The sequence below is a fragment of the Caulobacter sp. DMC95 genome, from assembly GCF_056313785.1.
On the sequence record NZ_JBQUZP010000002.1, the window covers coordinates 56,814 to 75,139 of the forward strand.

15 protein-coding genes are annotated in these 18,326 nt (G+C 68.1%); 8 read left to right on the forward strand and 7 right to left on the reverse strand.

All coding sequences use genetic code 11. The features are described from left to right. Positions 1 to 57: 57 nt before the first annotated feature. Complete coding sequence (locus ACT53N_RS04150; protein ID WP_476062719.1) at positions 58 to 885, reverse strand: carbonic anhydrase; 828 nt, start codon at positions 883 to 885, stop codon at positions 58 to 60. A 72-nt stretch (positions 886 to 957) separates the two neighbouring features. Next, complete coding sequence (locus tag ACT53N_RS04155) at positions 958 to 1,431, reverse strand: Lrp/AsnC family transcriptional regulator (protein WP_476062720.1); 474 nt, start codon at positions 1,429 to 1,431, stop codon at positions 958 to 960. A gap of 119 nt (positions 1,432 to 1,550) precedes the next feature. Between ACT53N_RS04155 and ald the strand changes: the two genes are divergently transcribed. Further along, positions 1,551 to 2,663, forward strand: coding sequence for an alanine dehydrogenase (gene ald, locus ACT53N_RS04160; protein ID WP_476062721.1), 1,113 nt, complete (start codon positions 1,551 to 1,553; stop codon positions 2,661 to 2,663). Positions 2,664 to 2,756: 93 nt separating this feature from the next. On the opposite strand, the gene ACT53N_RS04165 is transcribed toward ald, so the two are convergent. Together ACT53N_RS04165 and ACT53N_RS04170 are read right to left on the reverse strand one after the other, a co-directional pair. Then, positions 2,757 to 3,461, reverse strand: a complete 705-nt coding sequence (locus ACT53N_RS04165; RefSeq protein WP_476062722.1) for a glycosyltransferase family protein — start codon at positions 3,459 to 3,461, stop codon at positions 2,757 to 2,759. A 165-nt stretch (positions 3,462 to 3,626) separates the two neighbouring features. After that, positions 3,627 to 4,505: a bifunctional regulator KidO gene (locus tag ACT53N_RS04170; RefSeq protein WP_476063386.1), complete on the reverse strand. Its 879-nt coding sequence runs from the start codon at positions 4,503 to 4,505 to the stop codon at positions 3,627 to 3,629. Between the two features lie 100 nt (positions 4,506 to 4,605). Between ACT53N_RS04170 and ACT53N_RS04175 the strand changes: the two genes are divergently transcribed. Next, positions 4,606 to 5,580 (forward strand): XdhC family protein, encoded by a 975-nt coding sequence (locus ACT53N_RS04175; protein ID WP_476062723.1) that lies wholly within the window; start codon positions 4,606 to 4,608, stop codon positions 5,578 to 5,580. 10 nt (positions 5,581 to 5,590) lie between these two features. On the opposite strand, the gene ACT53N_RS04180 is transcribed toward ACT53N_RS04175, so the two are convergent. Beyond that, positions 5,591 to 6,346 (reverse strand): creatininase family protein, encoded by a 756-nt coding sequence (locus ACT53N_RS04180; protein ID WP_476062724.1) that lies wholly within the window; start codon positions 6,344 to 6,346, stop codon positions 5,591 to 5,593. 203 nt (positions 6,347 to 6,549) lie between these two features. Between ACT53N_RS04180 and ACT53N_RS04185 the strand changes: the two genes are divergently transcribed. From ACT53N_RS04185 to ACT53N_RS04205, 5 genes are all read left to right on the forward strand, one after another. After that, the gene (locus tag ACT53N_RS04185) at positions 6,550 to 7,494 is read left to right on the forward strand and encodes a GAF domain-containing protein (protein ID WP_476062725.1); all 945 of its coding nucleotides are present in this window, start codon (positions 6,550 to 6,552) and stop codon (positions 7,492 to 7,494) included. Between the two features lie 113 nt (positions 7,495 to 7,607). Further along, complete coding sequence (gene adh / locus ACT53N_RS04190; protein ID WP_476062726.1) at positions 7,608 to 9,128, forward strand: aldehyde dehydrogenase; 1,521 nt, start codon at positions 7,608 to 7,610, stop codon at positions 9,126 to 9,128. Positions 9,129 to 9,240: 112 nt separating this feature from the next. Beyond that, positions 9,241 to 11,184 (forward strand): acetate--CoA ligase, encoded by a 1,944-nt coding sequence (gene acs, locus ACT53N_RS04195; RefSeq protein WP_476062727.1) that lies wholly within the window; start codon positions 9,241 to 9,243, stop codon positions 11,182 to 11,184. A 33-nt stretch (positions 11,185 to 11,217) separates the two neighbouring features. After that, positions 11,218 to 11,778, forward strand: a complete 561-nt coding sequence (locus tag ACT53N_RS04200; protein WP_476062728.1) for an SRPBCC family protein — start codon at positions 11,218 to 11,220, stop codon at positions 11,776 to 11,778. Beyond that, a complete protein-coding gene (locus ACT53N_RS04205; RefSeq protein ID WP_476062729.1) occupies positions 11,763 to 12,194 on the forward strand; it encodes a thiol-disulfide oxidoreductase DCC family protein in 432 nt (143 codons plus the stop codon). Before ACT53N_RS04200 ends, ACT53N_RS04205 begins: the two co-directional genes overlap by 16 nt. Here ACT53N_RS04205 and ACT53N_RS04210 read toward each other — a convergent pair. Together ACT53N_RS04210 and ACT53N_RS04215 are read right to left on the reverse strand one after the other, a co-directional pair. After that, complete coding sequence (locus ACT53N_RS04210; protein WP_476062730.1) at positions 12,191 to 14,725, reverse strand: HWE histidine kinase domain-containing protein; 2,535 nt, start codon at positions 14,723 to 14,725, stop codon at positions 12,191 to 12,193. The genes ACT53N_RS04205 and ACT53N_RS04210 overlap by 4 nt on opposite strands. Further along, positions 14,694 to 15,287, reverse strand: a complete 594-nt coding sequence (locus ACT53N_RS04215; protein ID WP_476062731.1) for a biliverdin-producing heme oxygenase — start codon at positions 15,285 to 15,287, stop codon at positions 14,694 to 14,696. The genes ACT53N_RS04210 and ACT53N_RS04215 overlap by 32 nt, the downstream gene beginning before the upstream one ends. A 162-nt stretch (positions 15,288 to 15,449) precedes the next feature. On the opposite strand from ACT53N_RS04215, the gene ACT53N_RS04220 reads away from it, so the two are divergent. Continuing rightward, the gene (locus tag ACT53N_RS04220; RefSeq protein ID WP_476062732.1) at positions 15,450 to 18,296 is read left to right on the forward strand and encodes a M16 family metallopeptidase; all 2,847 of its coding nucleotides are present in this window, start codon (positions 15,450 to 15,452) and stop codon (positions 18,294 to 18,296) included. The last annotated feature ends 30 nt before the right edge of the window (positions 18,297 to 18,326 follow it).

Here is an 18,326-nt window from a genome sequence, read left to right on the forward strand (position 1 = left end):
CCGGGGGGGACTTGAACCTAAGCGGCGACAGGGGTCAACGGCGCCAAGATGACGATGTTATGCGTCGAAGGCCACCAGGCCGCTGGCCAGATCGTAGCAGGCCGAGACCACCTTCAAGCGCCCTTGCTCGATCCGCTCGGCCAGCACGCCGTCGGCCACCTTCAGTCGGCCAGCGACGTCGCGAACATTCTGGCGGATGGCGGCGTCCTGGAGGTCCGCCGGATGCTTTTCCTCGGCGGCGACGACGGCGGGCAGGATCGGCAGCACCATCTCGTGCAAAGCCCCATGCAGGTGGGCGTGCTTGGTGGCGACATCGACGGCGGCGCCCACCGCGCCGCACTTGGTGTGGCCCAGCACCACGATCAACGGCGCGCCCAGGTGCTCAACGGCGTAGATGATCGATCCCAGGCCCTCGCGACCGACCGTCGAGCCCGCGACGCGGACCACGAACAGTTCGCCGAGATTGCAGTCGAAGACCAGTTCGGGCGCCACACGGCTGTCCGAGCAGCCGACGATGATCGCGAAAGGCTTTTGGCCCTTCGATAGATCATTGATCCGGGCGAGGCTGGGCAGCATCAGATTGGCGCCGCCCCGCGCGAAGATGGCGTTGCCGTGCTTGAGGCGGCCGAGGGCCTCTTCGGGTGAGACCTCCTGCGGCGGCGCATGATTTTCAGGTTCGTGCGCGGGATCGGGCTCCATCGGCTTGACGCTGGCCATGGCCCTGTCGAGCGCGGCCTTGTCGCTAGCCTGATGCTTGAGGGCGCTGGCCGTACGGCGGCCCTTCTTGGTCAGCACGCTCGGCGCGTGCCCGTCGCCCTCGGCGAACGCCAGAGCCGGCGCGGCCATGCCCGCCAGCGCCCCTAGGAGCAGCCGTCTCGAAACCATCTCGTCCCCCGACGCGGTTAGAAGTCGGCGAGACGATAGGCGACGACGGCTCAAGACAAGGTTAATCGATCCCTACAGCGGCAATTCGACACGTTTGACCACGGTGCGCATAGCGATGCTGGAGCTGACCCGCACCACGCCCGGAATCCGGGTCAGTTCCTGGGCGTGGACGCGCTCCAGATCGTCGACGTCACGCACCACCAGCCGCAGCAAATAGTCCGAGCCGCCGGTCATCAGATAGCACTCGGCCACCTCGCGCACATTGGCGATGGCCTTTTCGAAAGCGCTGAGCGCGCTTTCCGCCTGGGACGACAGGGTCACTGTCACGAAGACGCTGAGCGGCAGGCCGACCGCCCGCTCGTCGATCACGGCCGCGTAGCGGCTGATGACGCCTTGTTCCTCCAGGGCCCGGACGCGGCGCAGGCAGGCCGACTCCGAAAGGCTGACCGCCTCGCCCAGTTCGACATAGCTGGCCCGCCCCCGCCTTTGCAGGGCGGTGAGGAGCTTCCGGTCGAAACTATCCAGTTCTACGGCGGATTTCTTCATACTTATACCATAGCACGCAGGAATCTTGCATCAAGGTATCCGCAGGGATCGAAATCACCAAGAAAGTTGCGAAGAAAGAGGCGCATGATCGCTGTCAAAGCGCTTTTGGAGGAAACATCATGCGCGTTGGCGTCCCTTCCGAGATCAAACCGGGCGAACACCGGGTCGGACTCACCCCCACCGCCGTCCGCGAATATGTCGGCCACGGCCACACCGTCATCGTCCAGTCGGGCGCGGGCCTCGGCGCCGGCTACGCCGACGACGTCTACGTCAAGGCCGGCGCGAGCATCGTCGCCGACGCCGCTGCGGTCTTCGCCGGCGCGGACATGATCGTGAAGGTCAAGGAGCCGCAGAAGGTCGAGTGGGAAAAGCTCGAGCCGCGCCACATCCTGTTCACCTACCTGCACCTGGCGCCCGATCCGGCCCAGACCGAGGGCCTGCTCAAGAGCGGCTGCGCGGCGATCGCCTATGAGACCGTCACCGACGCCAAGGGCGGCCTGCCTCTGCTGGCCCCGATGTCGGAAGTGGCCGGCCGTATCGCCGTATTCTCCGCCGCCGAAACCCTGCTGAAGCACAATGGCGGCATGGGCCTGCTGCTGAGCGGCGTGCCGGGCGTGCCGCCGGCGCGCGTGGCCGTCCTGGGCGGCGGCGTGGTCGGCAGCAACGCCGCCCGCATGGCCGCCGGCTTGGGCGCCGAGGTCGTGGTGCTGGAACGCTCGATCCCGCGCATGCGCGAACTCGACGACCTCTATCAGGGCCGGATTCTCACCCGCTACTCCACCTTCGGCGCTGTTGAAGAAGAGATCCTCAAGGCCGACGTCGTGATCGGCGCCGTTCTGACCGCCGGCGCGGCCGCACCCAAGCTGGTGCGTCGCGAGCACCTCAAGCAGATGAAGCCGGGCTCGGTGCTGGTCGACGTGTCGATCGACCAGGGCGGCTGCTTCGAAACCAGCAAGCCGACGACCCACGCCGAACCGACCTACACCGTCGACGGCGTCGTCCACTATTGCGTGGCCAACATGCCGGGCGCAGCGCCGCGCACCTCGTCCGAAGCCCTGGGCAACGCGACCCTCCCCTTCGGTCTCGCCTTGGCCGACAAGGGCCTGGACGCGCTGAAGACCAACGTCCACCTAGCCCGCGGCCTGAACGTCCTGAAGGGTGAACTGACCCATCCGGCCGTCGCCGAAGCGCTGGGCAAGACTTCGATCGACCCCTACGGCGCCTGGAAGTAAGGGCGTCCGGCCACCGGACAGAAGAAGGGCGCCGCGCGGGTCTCGCACGGCGCCCTTTTTAGTTTTTGGGAGAGGAACTGACGCGTCCTGAAATCAGGCGGCGAAGCGGGCGATGTCCTGACGGTTCTCGATCAGATCGAGAACGTCGCCCATGCGGAAATCGGGATCGCTAGGGTAAAGCGCGTCATAGACTGAGCGCGCGAAGGCGAGGTCGGCGGCCGTCTTGACCCGCCAGTCCAGCCGCGAGCAGTCGCGGGCGGCGCGCAGGTGGGCCTGGCTCCAGCGCTCCGGCTGGGCCCGAATGGCGGCGGTCGGCGAAATGCGCGCCGTCGGATCGCGCTCTTCGGCGGCGGCCTGGCGCAGGGCGCGCGCCTTGATGACCTCGACCTCGAGCCCGGCCGGGTAGGTGCGGTGGACGCGGTTGGAGGTGTAGTCCGCGCCGCTGGCCAGGGCCATGCGAACGGCGTCGTCGACCACGCCCGGGTCCATGAACGGCGCGTCGCCCTTCAGGCGAACGACATGGCTGACAGCGCTGATCGCATCGGCGCAGCGCGCAATGCGAGCCAGGATGTCGGCGCCCGCCCCGCGATGCACCGTGTAGCCGCGCGAGACAAGGAAGCCCGCCAAGGCGTCGTCTGCCGCATCCTGGCTGGTGGCGACAATGATCTTCGAAAGGCAACGCGCGCTCCGCAGACGCTCAAGCTGCCGCACGATCATCGGCTCGCCCTGCAGCGTGGCCATCGACTTGCCTGGCAGGCGGGACGAGCCCATTCGGGCTTGCAGGACAGCGAGGATCATGACGCGTCTCCGTGGGTTGAAGCCACCCTAAACAATAAGAATAAAACCTCGATGAATCAGAAACTTATGCAAGCTTAACAGGCACGCTTAACGCGTGCTGAACAGCGCCGCGCCGAGACGCGCCGGCTCATGCAGCCTATTGTCCAGAGTGATTCCGGAAGGGTGTTAGGCGACCCAACGTCGCGGGTCGAGCGCCACCGGATCGTCGATGGCCATATCATCCCAGTCGAGATCAGGCGGCGGGCTCGAGGCGGCCGCGACCACAGCTGACAGCTCGGCGGCCGAGTTGACGCCGACCAGCACGGCCGAACCTTCGGGACGCGACAGAGCAAAGCCCAGCGCCGCTTGCAGCGGATCCGAGCGGCCCTCGGCGATCATCCGACGCACGCGCGACAGGCGGCCCGACGCGCCCTTGAGCTGGGCGGGTACGCGATCAGGCGGCAGGAACAGCAGGCCGTTCAGGAAGATCGAGCGCAGGTGCACCTCGATCCCCATGCCGGCGATGCGTTGCAACGAGCCATCGGCCAGCAGGCGCTGGTCCAGCAGCGAAGCCGGCGCTTGCAGGATGTCTGGCTTGAAGCGCTTGGCCACGCCGACCGGATCGTCCGAGGCGTGGGCCGAGACGCCGATCTTGGCGAACAGGCCCTGGTCCTTCAGGCGTTGCAGACGCTCCCAGAGCGCAGCGCCATGCGGGCCGAACAGCTCAGCGGGCGAGTGAACGACGATGGCGTCGGCGCGCTCGACGCCAATACGGCGCAGGGCGGCGCGAGCCTCGGCCTCGACGAAATCCGGGCCGCGATCAGCGCGGGCGGTCGAGATCGTCACGCGGAAGGGAACAGGGCGTGGAATGAGATCGCCAAGAACGGTTTCGGCGCGCGCGAACAGGCCCGAGGCGTCCAGCACCGACAACTTGGCGCGCGCGGCGATATTCAGGATATCGCGGGCCTCGGCTTCAGGCGCGCGACCGCGCGGCGCGGACGAGCTCCCGCCGTCGAGGCCGAATTGAGCGGCCGCCAGACCCAGTTTTGAGACCGAAATGGACATCGCCATCCGCGCGCGAAACTCACCAACAGACGAGGAGGCTACGCGCCAAGGTTTGAACATCCGGTTTCTGGAACCTTGACGAGGGGTTAAAGTGACGCCGATGAGCTTTGACGCAAAAGACGCCGCCTGGCCCATGTACGGCCTGGTCGATGACGCCCGCCCGGCCTTGTCCCAGGCGCTTTCGAGAGGCCCTGCGGCTCTGGCCACCATCGTCGCCCTGGGCGGCGGCGGTCCCCGTCCCGTGGGCGCGCAGATGGTGTTCGGCGACGGACTCATCTCGGGTTTCTTGTCAGGCGGCTGCATCGAGGCCGATGTCGAGGTTCATGCCCGCGCGTGCCTAGAAGATGGCGTTCCGCGCCGGCTGGTCTATGGCGAGGGCAGCCCCTGGCCGGACATCCGGCTACTGTGCGGCGCCCGGATCGAAATCCTGGTCGAGCGAATCGCGCCCGAGGACGCGGCGGCCAGGACCCTTCTGGACCTCGCCGCCGCGCGCCTGCCTGCCTTCTGGGTCAGCGACGGCGCGCACCGAGTCTGCGCCGAGGAGCCTCAAGTCCCCTGGCCCGGCGCGTTCGAACGCGCCTACGACCCGGTTCCGCGCCTGGTGGTGATCGGCGGCGACCCGACGGCGTTGGCCATCGCTGGGCTGGGCGCGCAGTCTGGCCACGAGACGTTCCTTCTGCGCCCCAAGGGCCCGGCCGCGCCGCCGCCCCTGCCGGGCGTCGCCTATCGCCGCGAGCCGCTGATCGAGGCGCTGGCCGCCATCGGCCTGGACGCCTGGACGTCGGTGGCGGTGTGCGGCCACGACCTGGAGCAGGATCACGCGGCGCTGATGACCGCCCTGCCCTCGCCCGCGCCCTATGTGGGTCTGCTGGGCGCCCGGCGGCGCCTACCCGAGCGGATCGCGCAGCTGAAGGCGGCGGGCCTGGAGGAGCGGGACCTCACCAAGCTGCGCGCGCCCATCGGCCTTGATCTCGGCGGCAAGGCCCCCTTCGAGGTGGCGGTGGCCGTGATCGGCGAGGTGATGGCCGCGCGGCACGGCCAGCCGGCGCTGGCGCGGCGGGTGGTCGAGGCCTGAGGGGCCGCGACTATTGCGGAACAATCTCCGCCGCGAACGCCGCCAGGTCCTCGATCAGGGCGTTGGCGGCCATGCTGACCAGCTCCCCGCCCTTCTCGGGCGTGGCCTGGGCGGGATCGGAGCCCATGCGGCCGTCGGCGTAGCGGGCGCGGAAGTCCAGCGCTTCACGTATCGGCCCCGTCGGCGCGATCTGCGGCGAATAGGCCGCCGTCTTGATCGTCTCCGGATAGGCCCACTGGGTCACCGCGATCTCGGACGGGGTGGCGTGACTGCCGTGGCCGGTCGGAAATTGCCGGTTGGCCAGGGCGTTGACACCGGCCAGATCCCACCAGTTCTTCAGCTTCAGGGCGAACGGCGCGCGCTGCTGGCGGAAGCTGTAGTCGGCGTAGATCTCGGAGAACGCCGCCTCGATCGAGGCGACATTGCCGCCGTGACCGTTCAGAAAATAGATCCGCGTGAACCCATGGGCCGACAGCGACCGCACCCAGTCGCCGATCGCGGCGATGAAGGTCGAGGGCCGCAGGAAGATGGTGCCCGGGAACGCCAGATGATGCTGGGCCATGCCGATATTGAAGGTCGGCGCGACCAGCACCTTGTCGTCCGCGCGCTTGCTCGCCTCGTGGGCGATGATCTCGGGGCACAGCCAATCAGTGCCCAGAAGGCCCGTCGGGCCATGCTGCTCGTTCGACCCGATCGGCACCACAACGCTCTTGCTGGTCTTGAGCCGTTCTTCGATCTCGGACCAGGTGGACAGGGCCAGCAGCATGTGACGCTCCTTTTCGAAACACCGTAAGGCTTTAAGCCCAAAGCCGCCCGCTTGGCAGTCCAAAGTGCGCGCGCCGGCCGCCGGTCGCCCGGTCGATCGCCCCCCCGGAATGAGCCGTCCGTAGAACGCCGGACTTGCGCCGTCCCTTCCCGTTACGTCATGCTGATGTCCAGGTCGGGAAAGCCCGGCGCGGAGGAAACGCGATGGCCGAACCAGGCCATGCCGAGAGGGTTCTGTCGGTGCTGCGCGACGGCGCGGCCACGCCGCTGGCCGCCTCATGGCGCCGCAGCCTTACCTTGCACCAGCTGGATCCAGAGAACCGCAAGCCGCCCGAAACCCTGTCGGGGACCGAGCTGAGGGCCGCGCAAGAGCAGGTGGGCCCTCTGCTCGCCGCCGCCCAGGACAATCTCGACGCTCTGTTCCAGGCCGTCGGCGATAGCGGCTGCTGCGTGTTGCTGACCAACGCGGACGGCGTGCCGGTCGACCGGCGGGGCGTCTCGGCGGACGATCCGGTGTTTCGCCGCTGGGGCCTTTGGAACGGGGCGGTGTGGAGCGAGGCGCGCGAGGGCACGAACGGTATCGGCACCTGCCTCGCCGAGCAGCGCGTCCTGACGATCCACCGAGACCAGCACTTCCATACGCGTAACATCGGCCTGTCCTGCACCGTGGCGCCGCTGTTCGATCCGAACGGCCGGATCGCCGGCGCGCTGGATGTGTCCTCGTGCCGCCCCGGTCTGGACGGGCTGACGGGACTGGTGGAGCGCGCGGTCACCGACGCCGCCCGGCGGATCGAGGCCCGCGCCTTCCGTGAGGCCTTCCCCGGCGCGCGTATCGTGCTTCTGCCCGACACCGCCGCCGACCGCGCGTCGGTCCCGATGCTGGCCGTCGATGGCGACGACGTGGTGATCGGCGCCACTCGCGCCGCGCGCCTCGCCCTGAAGCTGACCGACGAGACCCTGAAGCGCGGCCTGCCCTCGCCGGATCGTTCCGCCGACCTCGATGAGGCCGAGCGCGCCGCCGTCCGCCGCGCGCTGACCCAGGCCGGCGGCAATGTCTCGGCCGCCGCCGGCTTGCTTGGCCTCTCGCGCGCCACCCTGAACCGCAAGCTCAAGCGCCTGGATCTGGCGCGTGGGCGCGAATTCCACTGAACCTGTCTCAGTTCTGAGACACACGGCGCCGGCGCGATGGCTGAGAGGGCGCCACGCCGCGCTGTTCGCGCCAAGCTCGCCTCCAAGACGCCTCGACGGCGCTGGAGGAAACCATGACCAAGCCCGAATTCATCGAGTCCCTGTCGCGCCCGCCGTTCAAGGCCCGCTACGACAACTTCATCGGCGGCCAGTGGGTCGCCCCGGCCGACGGCCGCTACTTCGACAACAGCTCGCCGATCCACGGCCGCAAGATCTGCGAGATCGCTCGCTCGCAGGCGATCGACATCGAACGCGCGCTCGACGCCGCCCACGCCGCCAAGGCCGGCTGGGCCAGGACGAGCGCCGCCGACCGCTCGCGCATCCTGCTGCTCATCGCTGACCGCATGGAGGAGAACCTCGCGACCCTGGCCACCGCCGAGACCTGGGACAACGGCAAGCCGATCCGCGAGACCCTGGCCGCCGACATCCCGCTGGCCATCGACCACTTCCGCTACTTCGCCGGCTGCCTGCGCAGCCAGGAAGGCTCGATCTCCGAGATCGACCACGACACCATCGCCTATCACTTCCACGAGCCGCTGGGCGTGGTCGGCCAGATCATCCCGTGGAACTTCCCGCTGCTGATGGCCTGCTGGAAGCTGGCCCCGGCCCTGGCCGCCGGCAACTGCGTGGTTCTGAAACCCGCCGAACAGACCCCTGCCTCGATCATGGTCTGGGCCGAGATGATCGGCGACCTCTTGCCGGCTGGCGTTCTGAATATCGTCAACGGCTTCGGGCTCGAGGCCGGCAAGCCGCTGGCCTCCAGCCCGCGCATCGCCAAGATCGCCTTCACCGGCGAGACCTCCACCGGCCGGCTGATCATGCAGTACGCGGCACAGAACCTGATCCCCGTGACCCTGGAGCTGGGCGGCAAGTCGCCCAACATCTTCTTCGACGACGTGGCGCGCGAGGACGACGACTATCTCGACAAGGCGCTGGAGGGCTTCACCATGTTCGCCCTGAACCAGGGCGAGGTCTGCACCTGCCCCAGCCGGGCCCTGGTGCAGGAGTCGATCTATGAGAAGTTCATGGAGCGCGCGCTCAAGCGGGTGAACGCCGTGGTCCAGGGCAGCCCGCTCGATCCCGCCACCATGATCGGCGCCCAGGCCTCCGAAGAGCAGCTGAACAAGATCCTCGGCTACATGGACATCGGCCGCAACGAAGGCGCCAAGCTGCTGGCCGGCGGCCAGCGCAAGATCCTGCCGGGCCAGCTGGCCGACGGCTATTATGTCGAACCGACCGTGTTCGAAGGCCACAACAAGATGCGGATCTTCCAAGAGGAGATCTTCGGTCCGGTCCTGGCGGTGACCACCTTCAAGACCGAGGAAGAGGCCCTGGAGATCGCCAACGACACCGCCTTTGGCCTCGGGGCAGGCGTCTGGAGCCGCGACGCCAACCGCTGCTACCGCTTCGGCCGCGGCATCGAGGCGGGGCGCGTCTGGACCAACTGCTACCACGCCTATCCGGCCCACGCGGCGTTTGGCGGCTACAAGCAGTCGGGCGTGGGGCGCGAGACGCACAAGATGATGCTGGACCACTATCAGCAGACCAAGAACATGCTGGTCAGCTACAGCCCCAAGGCGCTTGGCTTCTTCTGATCTGACTGCAGCACGGGCCGCCAGCCGGTCGGCGCCGAGAAACCGCATTGGTCTTCTTGCGCCGGGCGACTGGCTTCGCCTATGCCAACGACCAACAAGACAAGGGAGTGCGGTGGTGAGCGACGGACAGGTTTTCCCGGTTCCTGAGGAACTGGCGCGAGACGCCCATATCGACGCGGCCGCCTATGACGCCGCCCTGGCCCGCGTCGAGACCGATCCCGAAGGCTACTGGCGCGACATCGCCGCCCGGCTTGAATGGATCAAGGCGCCCACCAAGATCAAGGACGTCTCCTACGCCAAGGACGACTTCCGCATCCGCTGGTATGAGGACGGCGTTCTCAACGTCTCGGCCAACTGCATCGACCGCCACCTGCCGGCCAAGAAGGACGACGTGGCCCTGGTGTTCGAGGGCGACGAGCCGGGAACCTCCAGCACGCTGACCTACGGCCAGTTGCACGAGGAGGTTTGCCGCATGGCCAACGTCCTCAAGGCGGAGGGCGTCAAGAAGGGCGACCGCGTCACCATCTACCTGCCGATGGTTCCGCTAGCCGCCGTGGCCATGCTGGCCTGCGCGCGTATCGGCGCGGTGCATTCGGTGGTGTTCGGCGGCTTCTCGCCCGACAGCATCGCCGGCCGTATCCAGGACTGCGCCTCACACTTCGTCATCACCGCCGACGAAGGTCGCCGCGGCGGCCGTCGCGTGCCGCTGAAGGCCAATATCGACGAGGCGCTGAAGCACTGTCCGTGGGTGGGCAAGGTGCTGATGATCCGCTGGACCGGCGCCGACGTGCCGCTGAAGGCGGGCCGCGACATCGTCTGGCAGGACGTGCGCGACACCGTGCCGGCCGACTGCCCGCCCGAGCCGATGAACGCCGAGGATCCGCTATTCATCCTCTACACCTCGGGCTCGACGGGCAAACCCAAGGGCGTGCTGCACACCACGGGCGGCTATCTGGCCTGGGCGTCTTGGACCTTCTGGGCGGTGTTCGACTACCAGCCCGGCGAGGTGTTCTGGTGCACGGCCGACGTGGGTTGGGTCACGGGCCACAGCTACGTCGTCTACGGCCCGCTGGCCAATGGCGGGACCAGCCTGATCTTCGAAGGCGTGCCGAACTATCCCACCCCCAGCCGCTTCTGGGAGGTGATCGACAAGCACAAGGTGTCGATCTTCTACACCGCCCCCACGGCCCTGCGCGCCCTGATGCGCGAGGGCGACGACCACGTCACCAAGAACGACCTGTCGTCCCTGCGCATCCTTGGCAGCGTCGGCGAGCCGATCAATCCCGAGGCCTGGCTCTGGTACCACCGCGTGGTCGGCAAGGGAAAACTGCCGATCGTCGATACCTGGTGGCAGACCGAGACCGGCGGCATGCTGATCACCCCGCTGCCGGGCGCCACCGCCCTGAAGCCGGGCTCGGCCTCCAAGCCCCTGCCGGGCGTCAAGCCGCAACTCGTGGACGCCGAGGGTCAGGTGCTGGACGGCGCCACTGAAGGCAATCTGGTCATCACCGACAGCTGGCCCGGCCAGATGCGGACCGTCTATGGCGACCACCAGCGGTTCTTCGAGACCTATTTCTCGACCTATCCCGGCAAGTACTTCACCGGTGACGGCTGCCGCCGCGACGCCGACGGCTACTACTGGATCACCGGCCGCGTGGACGACGTGATCAACGTCTCGGGCCACCGCCTCGGCACCGCCGAGATCGAAAGCGCGCTGGTCGCTCATGAAACCGTCGCCGAGGCCGCCGTGGTCGGCTATCCGCACGACATCAAGGGCCAGGGCGTCTACGCCTATGTCACCCTGAAAGCTGGCGTCGAGGCCAGCGACCAGCTGCGCAAGGACCTTGTCCTTTGGGTGCGCCACGAGATCGGCCCGTTCGCAGCGCCGGACGTCATCCAGTGGGCGCCGGGTCTGCCCAAGACCCGCTCGGGCAAGATCATGCGCCGCATCCTGCGCAAGATCGCCGAGAACGAACTGGGCAGCCTTGGCGACACCTCGACGCTGGCCGATCCGTCGGTGGTCGATGATCTGGTCAAGAACCGCGCGGGGGCCTGACGAAAGCCTGATCGGCGCGCTAGCCTCGCCGCCATGCGCCGCTTCGCTCCGCTCGCCTTGTTGCTGCTCACGGTCGCCGCGCCCGCGCGCGCGGCCTCCGAATGGGCCGTCAAGAACGACGGCGTTCAGGTCGAGGCCCACGCCGACGACCAGGGTCGAGGCGTAGTCCGGGCCAGCATCGAGATCGCTGCGCCGCCGTCGGTGGTGTACCGCGTCATCCTGGACTGCGATCGCGCCGCACGGATGAGCCCCGGGGTCAAGCGCTGCAAGGTGATCGCCCGCGAGCCCGACGGATCGGAAATCCGCGAGCACACGGTCAAATGGGGCTTCTTTGTACCCGCGATGCAGTCACGGGCGCGGCTGGCGCTCCGGCCTGACCGGGAAATCCGCTTTACCTGCATCGGCGGCGATATCCGCGCCTGTGACGGTTTCTGGCGCCTGGAACCGCTGGACGGCGGCGCGCGCACGCGGGTCACTTACGACCTGTGGGCCACGGCTCCGTTCGCCGTGCCGGCGGGTCTTGTCTCCGGCCTGATGCGCCGGACAGTCCCCCAATCCTTAGCCGCGCTGCGACGGGAGTGCGAGGGCGGATGACCGACACCGACGCGCCCCCTGACGCCCTGATGCTGTTCGACGGCGTCTGTCATCTCTGTGACGGCGTGGTCAGGACGGTGATGCGGCTCGATCGCCACGGCGTCATTCGCTTCACGCCGATACAGTCGCCGTTCGGCCAGCGGCTGGCGACGCGTCATGGCCTGAACCCTGATGCGCCGGAGAGTTTCCTGTTTCTCGATCGCGGTCGCCCCTTGCGCAAGACCGCCGCCGTCGCTGCGCTTTTGCGCCGTCTCCCCGCCCCGTGGCGCTGGCTCGCCTTGGTCGAGCGCTTGCCGCGCGGACTGACCGATCGCGCGTACGACTGGATCGCCGCGCACCGCTACCGGATCTTTGGTAAGGCCGACCAGTGCCAGGTCCCGACGCCAGAGCTGCGCGGGCGCTTTCTGCTGGACTAGAACAGGGCCGCGACGCTCTCGGCGCTGTAGGGCTTCTGCAGGACGGGAATCTCCCGGAAGCGGTCGGGAAAGGCGGCGCTGTCGCCGAAGCCCGTTCCAAAAGCGAAGGGCGCGCCCGCCGCCAGCAGGGCGTCAGCGACCGGGAAGCTGGTCTCCGCGCCGAGATTGACGTCCAGGATCGCGAACGGCGGCGGACCGCCGGCCAAGGCTTCGAGCGCCTGGGCGACGCTGGAGACAACGTTGATCTCCGTGACGCCCAACCGGGCCAGCATGTCCTCAAGGTCAAGAGCGATGATCATGTTGTCTTCGAGCACCAACATGCGCTCGGGCGCGCGGACCGGCGCGTCGGACCGGCGCGGCTGGCTGACCACCGCCGCCATGCCCTCGCTCGTCACATAGCGCCCGGGGATGCGGATCCGCGCCCTGAAGCCTTCCGGGCGGTAGTCGAGCGCAACCTCGCCGCCGAGGTCGTGAGGGATCGAATGCTCGATGATCGTCGAGCCGAAGCCACGTCGCGTGGGCGGCTTGACCCGCGGACCGTCGTGCTCGCGCCAGTCGATGATCAGGTCCCCCTTCGCATGCCGCGTCCAGTCGATGGTGACCGAGCCGCGCTGGTCGCACAGCGCGCCATACTTGGCCGAGTTGGTCATCAGTTCATGGATGACCAATGACAGGATGGAGAACGCCTCCGGCGCTAGGGCGGTCGGCGCGCCCGTGAGACGAACGCGCTGGGCCTTCGACGACAGATAGGCCTCCGCCTCGGCGACAATCAGATCGCTCAGCGCCCCTGGTCCCCACTGATGGCGCGTGATCTGGTCGTGGGCGCGGGCCAGCGCCTGCACGCGGCCGCCGACCACAGCCGCGAACTCCTCGACGCTGCCGACGCCGGCCTGGCTTTGACTGATCAGCCCGCGGATCAGGCCCAGGATATTGCGGACCCGATGGTTCAACTCGGCGATCAGCAGTTCCTGGCGCTGATTGGCGCGCTGACGCTCGGCGTCGGCTAGGTCGGTCAGGCGGAAGACGATTTCTAGCAGGCTGGCCCGCATGCTCTCGGCCAGGGATCGCTCGACCGTCGTCCAGGGGCGACTTTGGCCCTGCACAGTCTCCTCCCACGCCTCGAAGCTCTTGCGGGGCGTCAGCCGATCGCCAAGAGGCCCCACCTTGGCCAGCTTTTCCGGCTTGCCGCCCCAGACCAGGGTCTTGGCCTCCTCCTTGCGGAAGAAAATCAGGTAGTCCCGCGGCGCCCGAGACAACGGCACGGCCATCATCCCTGCAGCTTTTGCGGACCAATCGGCCGCCGCCGGCAAGAGCGCGCTGATGTCGTGGGTGGTGAAGACCGCGTGGGTGTCCTTGTCGCGGAGCAGGCGGATCAGGGTGTGCACGTCGCTGGCGCTGGGCGTGGCGTCGCGCAAAGTCAGCCGGCCATCCAGCCACAGGGCCAGACCGTCGCAGTGCACCAACCGGCACAGATCGTCCAGGAAGGGAACCAGGCTGTCGGCGCCAGGCTGGGCGCCGACGACAGCGGTCATCATGCGGTCGTGCAGGGCGCGCGCCTCGGCCATCCGCCGCGTCTCGGCCTCGCGCTCACGGCTCTCCAACGTCAAGGAGAACAGCTGCCCGAATAGCTCGGCCGCCGTGCGGCGTTCGTAGCTGACATGCTTGGGCGCATAGTGGTGGCAGGCGAACAGGCCCCACAGCTTGCCGTCGCGCAGGATCGAGATCGACAGCGAGGCGGCCACGCCCATGTTGCGCAGATACTCGATGTGGATCGGCGAGACCGCACGCAGCATGCTCATCGACAGGTCCACCGGCTCCCCAGTCGCGCTGACGGGCGGGATGATCGGCGAGACCTCCGCGTCGATGTCGGTGATGATCCGCAGCCAGTTGCGTTCGTAGAGCGCGCGCGCCTGCGCCGGGATGTCCGACGCCGGATAGCGCTGCCCCAGGAACGAGCCGATGCCGGGACGCACCGACTCGGCGATCACCTCGCCCGCGCCGTCATGGGCGAAGCGATAGACCATCACCCGGTCGAACTCCGTCAGGGCCCGCACCTGCCGGGCGGCTTCGTGGCAGAACTCATCGAAGGTGGGACGGGCGCTGATCCGCGTCGTCATCGAGCGCACTGCAGAGGCGGCCTCAATAAGGATCTCCGGATGACTGGGCTCGGCCTCGATCACCAGCAGGCGACCGGAATAGTGCAGCGCCAGATCAAAGTCCTCGCCGCCGTCCGCCAGCGGCTGGCCGAACATCCGCTCGACCGCGTCGGCGCCACGCATGATCTGCAGGCGGCCCCGGATATTGTGGATGGCGTGACCGCTCATGACCTGGGTTAGGGGCCTGCCCAGAAGATCCTCGGCCGACACGCCCAGATAGCGGAGCGTCGAGGTCGATGCGTGAGCGACCACCCAGTCAGAGTTCACCGCCAGCAGAAACCCGAAAGGCTGAACCGACCCCAGGATATGGATCGGTTCGCGGTCGCAGTTGGTGAGATTGACGTCAAACCCGGACATGGGCGCAGCCTCGGACATTCAGGCCTCCAGTCAGCGGGATGAGGCTCTCGAACGCGTCCGAGAAGCATCGAAAGCCATATCGCGCACCGGCTACGACGGCGTCTGTCCGCAAGTCGACATTGGAGAGACCTTCAAGCCAGATCAGGAAAGCCCGCCAGAGGTTCTGCTCGGAGCCATGCGTGAGATAGGCGACCGGCGCGTCGACGTCGGCCTTGCGCACCTGCCTCGACAGAACCCGACCACCCAGGCGCGACCCTTCCAATACATAGAGGACGCCCACGCCAAAATCGCGAGAGGGGATCACCGCCTCGGGCCCGTTCGATCCGGTGAGGCCAAGGTCACGCATATCGCATGCCAAGGCCTGACGTCGGGCGTGCTGACCCCACGCCGGGAGCCATTCGTCAACGCCCGCGCGTTCCAGTCCCAGCTCGAGGGGTATGAGGGCCTGCGCTGATGCGATCAAGAACGCGCCGTAGCCCGCCCGCGTTTCTAGGTGCGCTCGCGTGACGACCGCGTCCAGTGCGGCGTGCTCCCGAAGCGTCGCGACCTTCAGGCGGTCGCGTAGCAGATCGTCCGACAAGTTTCCCCCCGTTGGCGCGTCAGCCCAACGGGTCATGGGGACGAGTCGACCGTCGATAACGTTGCCGTCGCGACTTTGTTCCTCCACATGAACTCTCGGTAAGGTTTCCCGGCCCGAACGCGGTGCTAGGGTCGTTTCGAACTGTTCAGGAGACTTTCGCGAATGATCCGCACCGCCAAGCTGGCCCTCGTAGCCGCGGCTCTGTCCACCACGGCGCTGTCGCCGCTCGCCCTGGCCGCGCCGACCCAGGCGCAGCCTGTCGCCTCCGCCTCGATCGCCGTCCCACCGATCGGCTACCAGCAGCGCGTGCTGGCCAATGGCATGAAGGTGTTCACCTCGCGGGACACCACAACGCCCAACGTCTCGGTTCAGGTCTGGTACGGCGTCGGCTCCAAGGACGACCCCCAAGGCCGCTCGGGCTTCGCGCACCTGTTCGAACACCTGATGTTCAAGGCCACGCGCAACATGCCCAACGAGACGGTGGACCGTCTGACCGAGGACGTGGGCGGCTTCAACAACGCCTCCACCTGGGATGACTTCACCAACTACTATGAAGTGGTGCCGGCCAATCACCTGGAGCGCCTGATCTGGGCCGAGGCCGACCGCCTGAAGTCGCTGGTCATCGACGAGGCGGTGTTCGCCTCCGAGCGCGACGTCGTGAAGGAAGAGCTGCGCCAGCGCGTCCTGGCCGACCCCTATGGCCGCTTCTTCGCCCTGTCGATCCCGCAGCAGTCGTTCGCCGTCCACCCCTATCAGCGCCCCGGCATCGGATCGATCGAGGAACTTGACGCGGCGACCGTCGACGACGTGCGCGCCTTCCACCGCACCTATTATCGTCCGGACAACGCCGCCCTGATCATCGTCGGCAACTTCGACCAGGCCAAGCTGGACGCGATGATCGACAAGTACTTCGGATCGCTGGCCAAGCCTGGCGGCACGATCCCGAAGGTCACGGCGGTCGAGCCGGCCCGCACCGGCCCCAAGACCGTCAACACCTATGGCCCCAACGTACCGTTGCCGGCCCTTGCCATCACCTGGCTGGCCCCGGCCGCAGCCGATACGGACGCGCCGGCCTTGGCGGTGCTGGACGCGATCCTGACCGCCGGCAAGTCGTCGCGCCTTTATGACAGCCTGGTCTACGACCAGAAGATCGCCCAGTCGGTGTTCTCGTCCGCCCCCAACAACGCCCAGCCGGGCCTGTTCTATGTCGGCGCCATCATGGCCGGCGGCAAGACGGTGGCCCAGGGCGAGGCCGCCCTGCGCGCCCAGGTCGCCCGCGTCCGCGACGGCCTGGTGACCCCCGCCGAGCTCGCCGAAGCCAAGGCCGGCCTGCTGGCCGACGCCGTGCGTCGCCGCGAGGAGATCGACGGTCGCGGCTTCGCCATCGGCTACGCCCTGCAGACCGAGGGTGACGCCGCCGCCGCCAACACCAGCCTCGCCAAGCTGCAGGCAGTGACCGCCGCCGACATCCAGCGTGTGGCCCGCAAGTACCTGGCCGACGATCGCCGCACGGTGATCAACTATCTGCCTGAGAAGGACCGCCCGGCCGGGGAGAAGGACGCCACCCCGCCGATCCCCAAGGTGGCTTCGGTCAAGTACGACGGCCCGATCACCACGCTGGCGCCGGAAGCCGAGCGCGAGAAGCCGCCGGCGGTCGCGGCTCCGGTTGCGGCCGTGATGCCGACGCCGGCCGAGAAGACCCTGGCCAACGGCCTGCGCGTCATCGTCGCCAAGTCCAGCGAGCTGCCGCTGATCACTTCGACCCTGACCGTGAAGGGCGGCGCCAGCTCGGATCCCGCAGGCCTGGCGGGCACGTCGAGCCTGACCTCGGAGCTGCTGACCGAAGGCACCACCACGCGCTCGGCGACGCAGGTCGCGCGGGAGACCGAAGCGCTGGGCGCCAACCTCGGCGCGGGCTCGGGCTGGGAAGCCGCCTCGCTGACCCTCAGCGTGACGGCCAACAACGCCGAACCCGCCATGGCGATCATGGCCGACGTCGCCCAGAACCCCGCCTTTAAGGCCGAGGAGCTGGATCGCGTCCGCGCCGAGACGTTGGACGGCCTGTCGGTCGCCTTCCAACGCCCGGGGAGCCTCGCCAGCTTCGCCACCAGCCCGGTGCTCTATGCCGGCTCGGCCTATGGTCACGTCGCGGGCGGCACCCCGGGCTCGCTGCCCAAGATCAAGCGCGAGGACCTGGCAATGACCCACGCCGCCTACTGGCGCCCGGACAACGCCGTGCTGGTCGTGACCGGCAACCTGACGCCCGAGGCCGGCTTCGCCCTGGCGGAAAAGGCGTTCGGCGGCTGGAAGAAGCCCGCGACACCGCCGCCGGCCCCGCCGGCCGCGCCCACCGGCTACCAGCCGCGCAACGTGGTCATCGACCTGCCGGGCACGGGCCAGGCGGCCGTGGTGCTGGCCAAGCCCGCCATCACCCGCGCCGACCCCAGCTACTATCAGGGTGTGGTCGCCAACACCGTGCTCGGCGTCGGCTTCTCCTCGCGTCTCAACCAGGAAATCCGCATCAAGCGCGGCCTGTCCTACGGAGCCGGCTCCAGCCTGACCCCGCAGGGCCAGTTCGGCGGCTTCTCGGCCCGGGTGCAGACCAAGAACCCCTCGGCCGGCGAGGTGATCAGCCTCACCCGCGCCGAGCTGAGCCGCCTGGCCAACGAACCGGCGTCGGTCGGCGAGCTGGCCGCCCGCAAGTCGGTGCTGGTGGGCGGCTTTGGTCGTGACCTCGGCACCTCGGAAGGCCTGGCCGGCATCCTGGGCAACCTCGCCGTCTATGGCGTGCCGCTGACCGAGATCCAGAGCTACGCGGCCAAGGTCGAGGCGGTGACACCCGAGCAGGTCCAGGCCTTCGCCAAGGCCAAGCTCGACCCCAGCCAAATGAGCGTGATCGTCGCCGGCGACGCCAAGGCCATGGGCGAGACCCTGGCCAAGGCCGCCCCGAACGCCACGGTGATCCCGGCGGCCAAGCTGGACCTGGATGCGCCCGGCCTGAGCAAATAGGCCCGGCCCTTCGGAAACAAAAAGGCCGGC

Excerpts from the sequence above, each read along its gene's own strand:
- ACT53N_RS04200 (WP_476062728.1), top strand. The coding sequence starts at position 11,218 with ATGCGCCGCTTCGCTCCGCTCGCCTTGTTGCTGCTCACGGTCGCCGCG.
- adh (WP_476062726.1), top strand. The coding sequence starts at position 7,608 with ATGACCAAGCCCGAATTCATCGAGTCCCTGTCGCGCCCGCCGTTCAAG.
- ACT53N_RS04175 (WP_476062723.1), top strand. The coding sequence starts at position 4,606 with ATGAGCTTTGACGCAAAAGACGCCGCCTGGCCCATGTACGGCCTGGTC.
- ACT53N_RS04210 (WP_476062730.1), bottom strand. The coding sequence starts at position 14,725 with ATGTCCGAGGCTGCGCCCATGTCCGGGTTTGACGTCAATCTCACCAAC.
- ACT53N_RS04185 (WP_476062725.1), top strand. The coding sequence starts at position 6,550 with ATGGCCGAACCAGGCCATGCCGAGAGGGTTCTGTCGGTGCTGCGCGAC.
- ACT53N_RS04155 (WP_476062720.1), bottom strand. The coding sequence starts at position 1,431 with ATGAAGAAATCCGCCGTAGAACTGGATAGTTTCGACCGGAAGCTCCTC.
- ACT53N_RS04220 (WP_476062732.1), top strand. The coding sequence starts at position 15,450 with ATGATCCGCACCGCCAAGCTGGCCCTCGTAGCCGCGGCTCTGTCCACC.
- ACT53N_RS04150 (WP_476062719.1), bottom strand. The coding sequence starts at position 885 with ATGGTTTCGAGACGGCTGCTCCTAGGGGCGCTGGCGGGCATGGCCGCG.
- ACT53N_RS04180 (WP_476062724.1), bottom strand. The coding sequence starts at position 6,346 with ATGCTGCTGGCCCTGTCCACCTGGTCCGAGATCGAAGAACGGCTCAAG.
- ACT53N_RS04170 (WP_476063386.1), bottom strand. The coding sequence starts at position 4,505 with ATGTCCATTTCGGTCTCAAAACTGGGTCTGGCGGCCGCTCAATTCGGC.
- ald (WP_476062721.1), top strand. The coding sequence starts at position 1,551 with ATGCGCGTTGGCGTCCCTTCCGAGATCAAACCGGGCGAACACCGGGTC.
- ACT53N_RS04165 (WP_476062722.1), bottom strand. The coding sequence starts at position 3,461 with ATGATCCTCGCTGTCCTGCAAGCCCGAATGGGCTCGTCCCGCCTGCCA.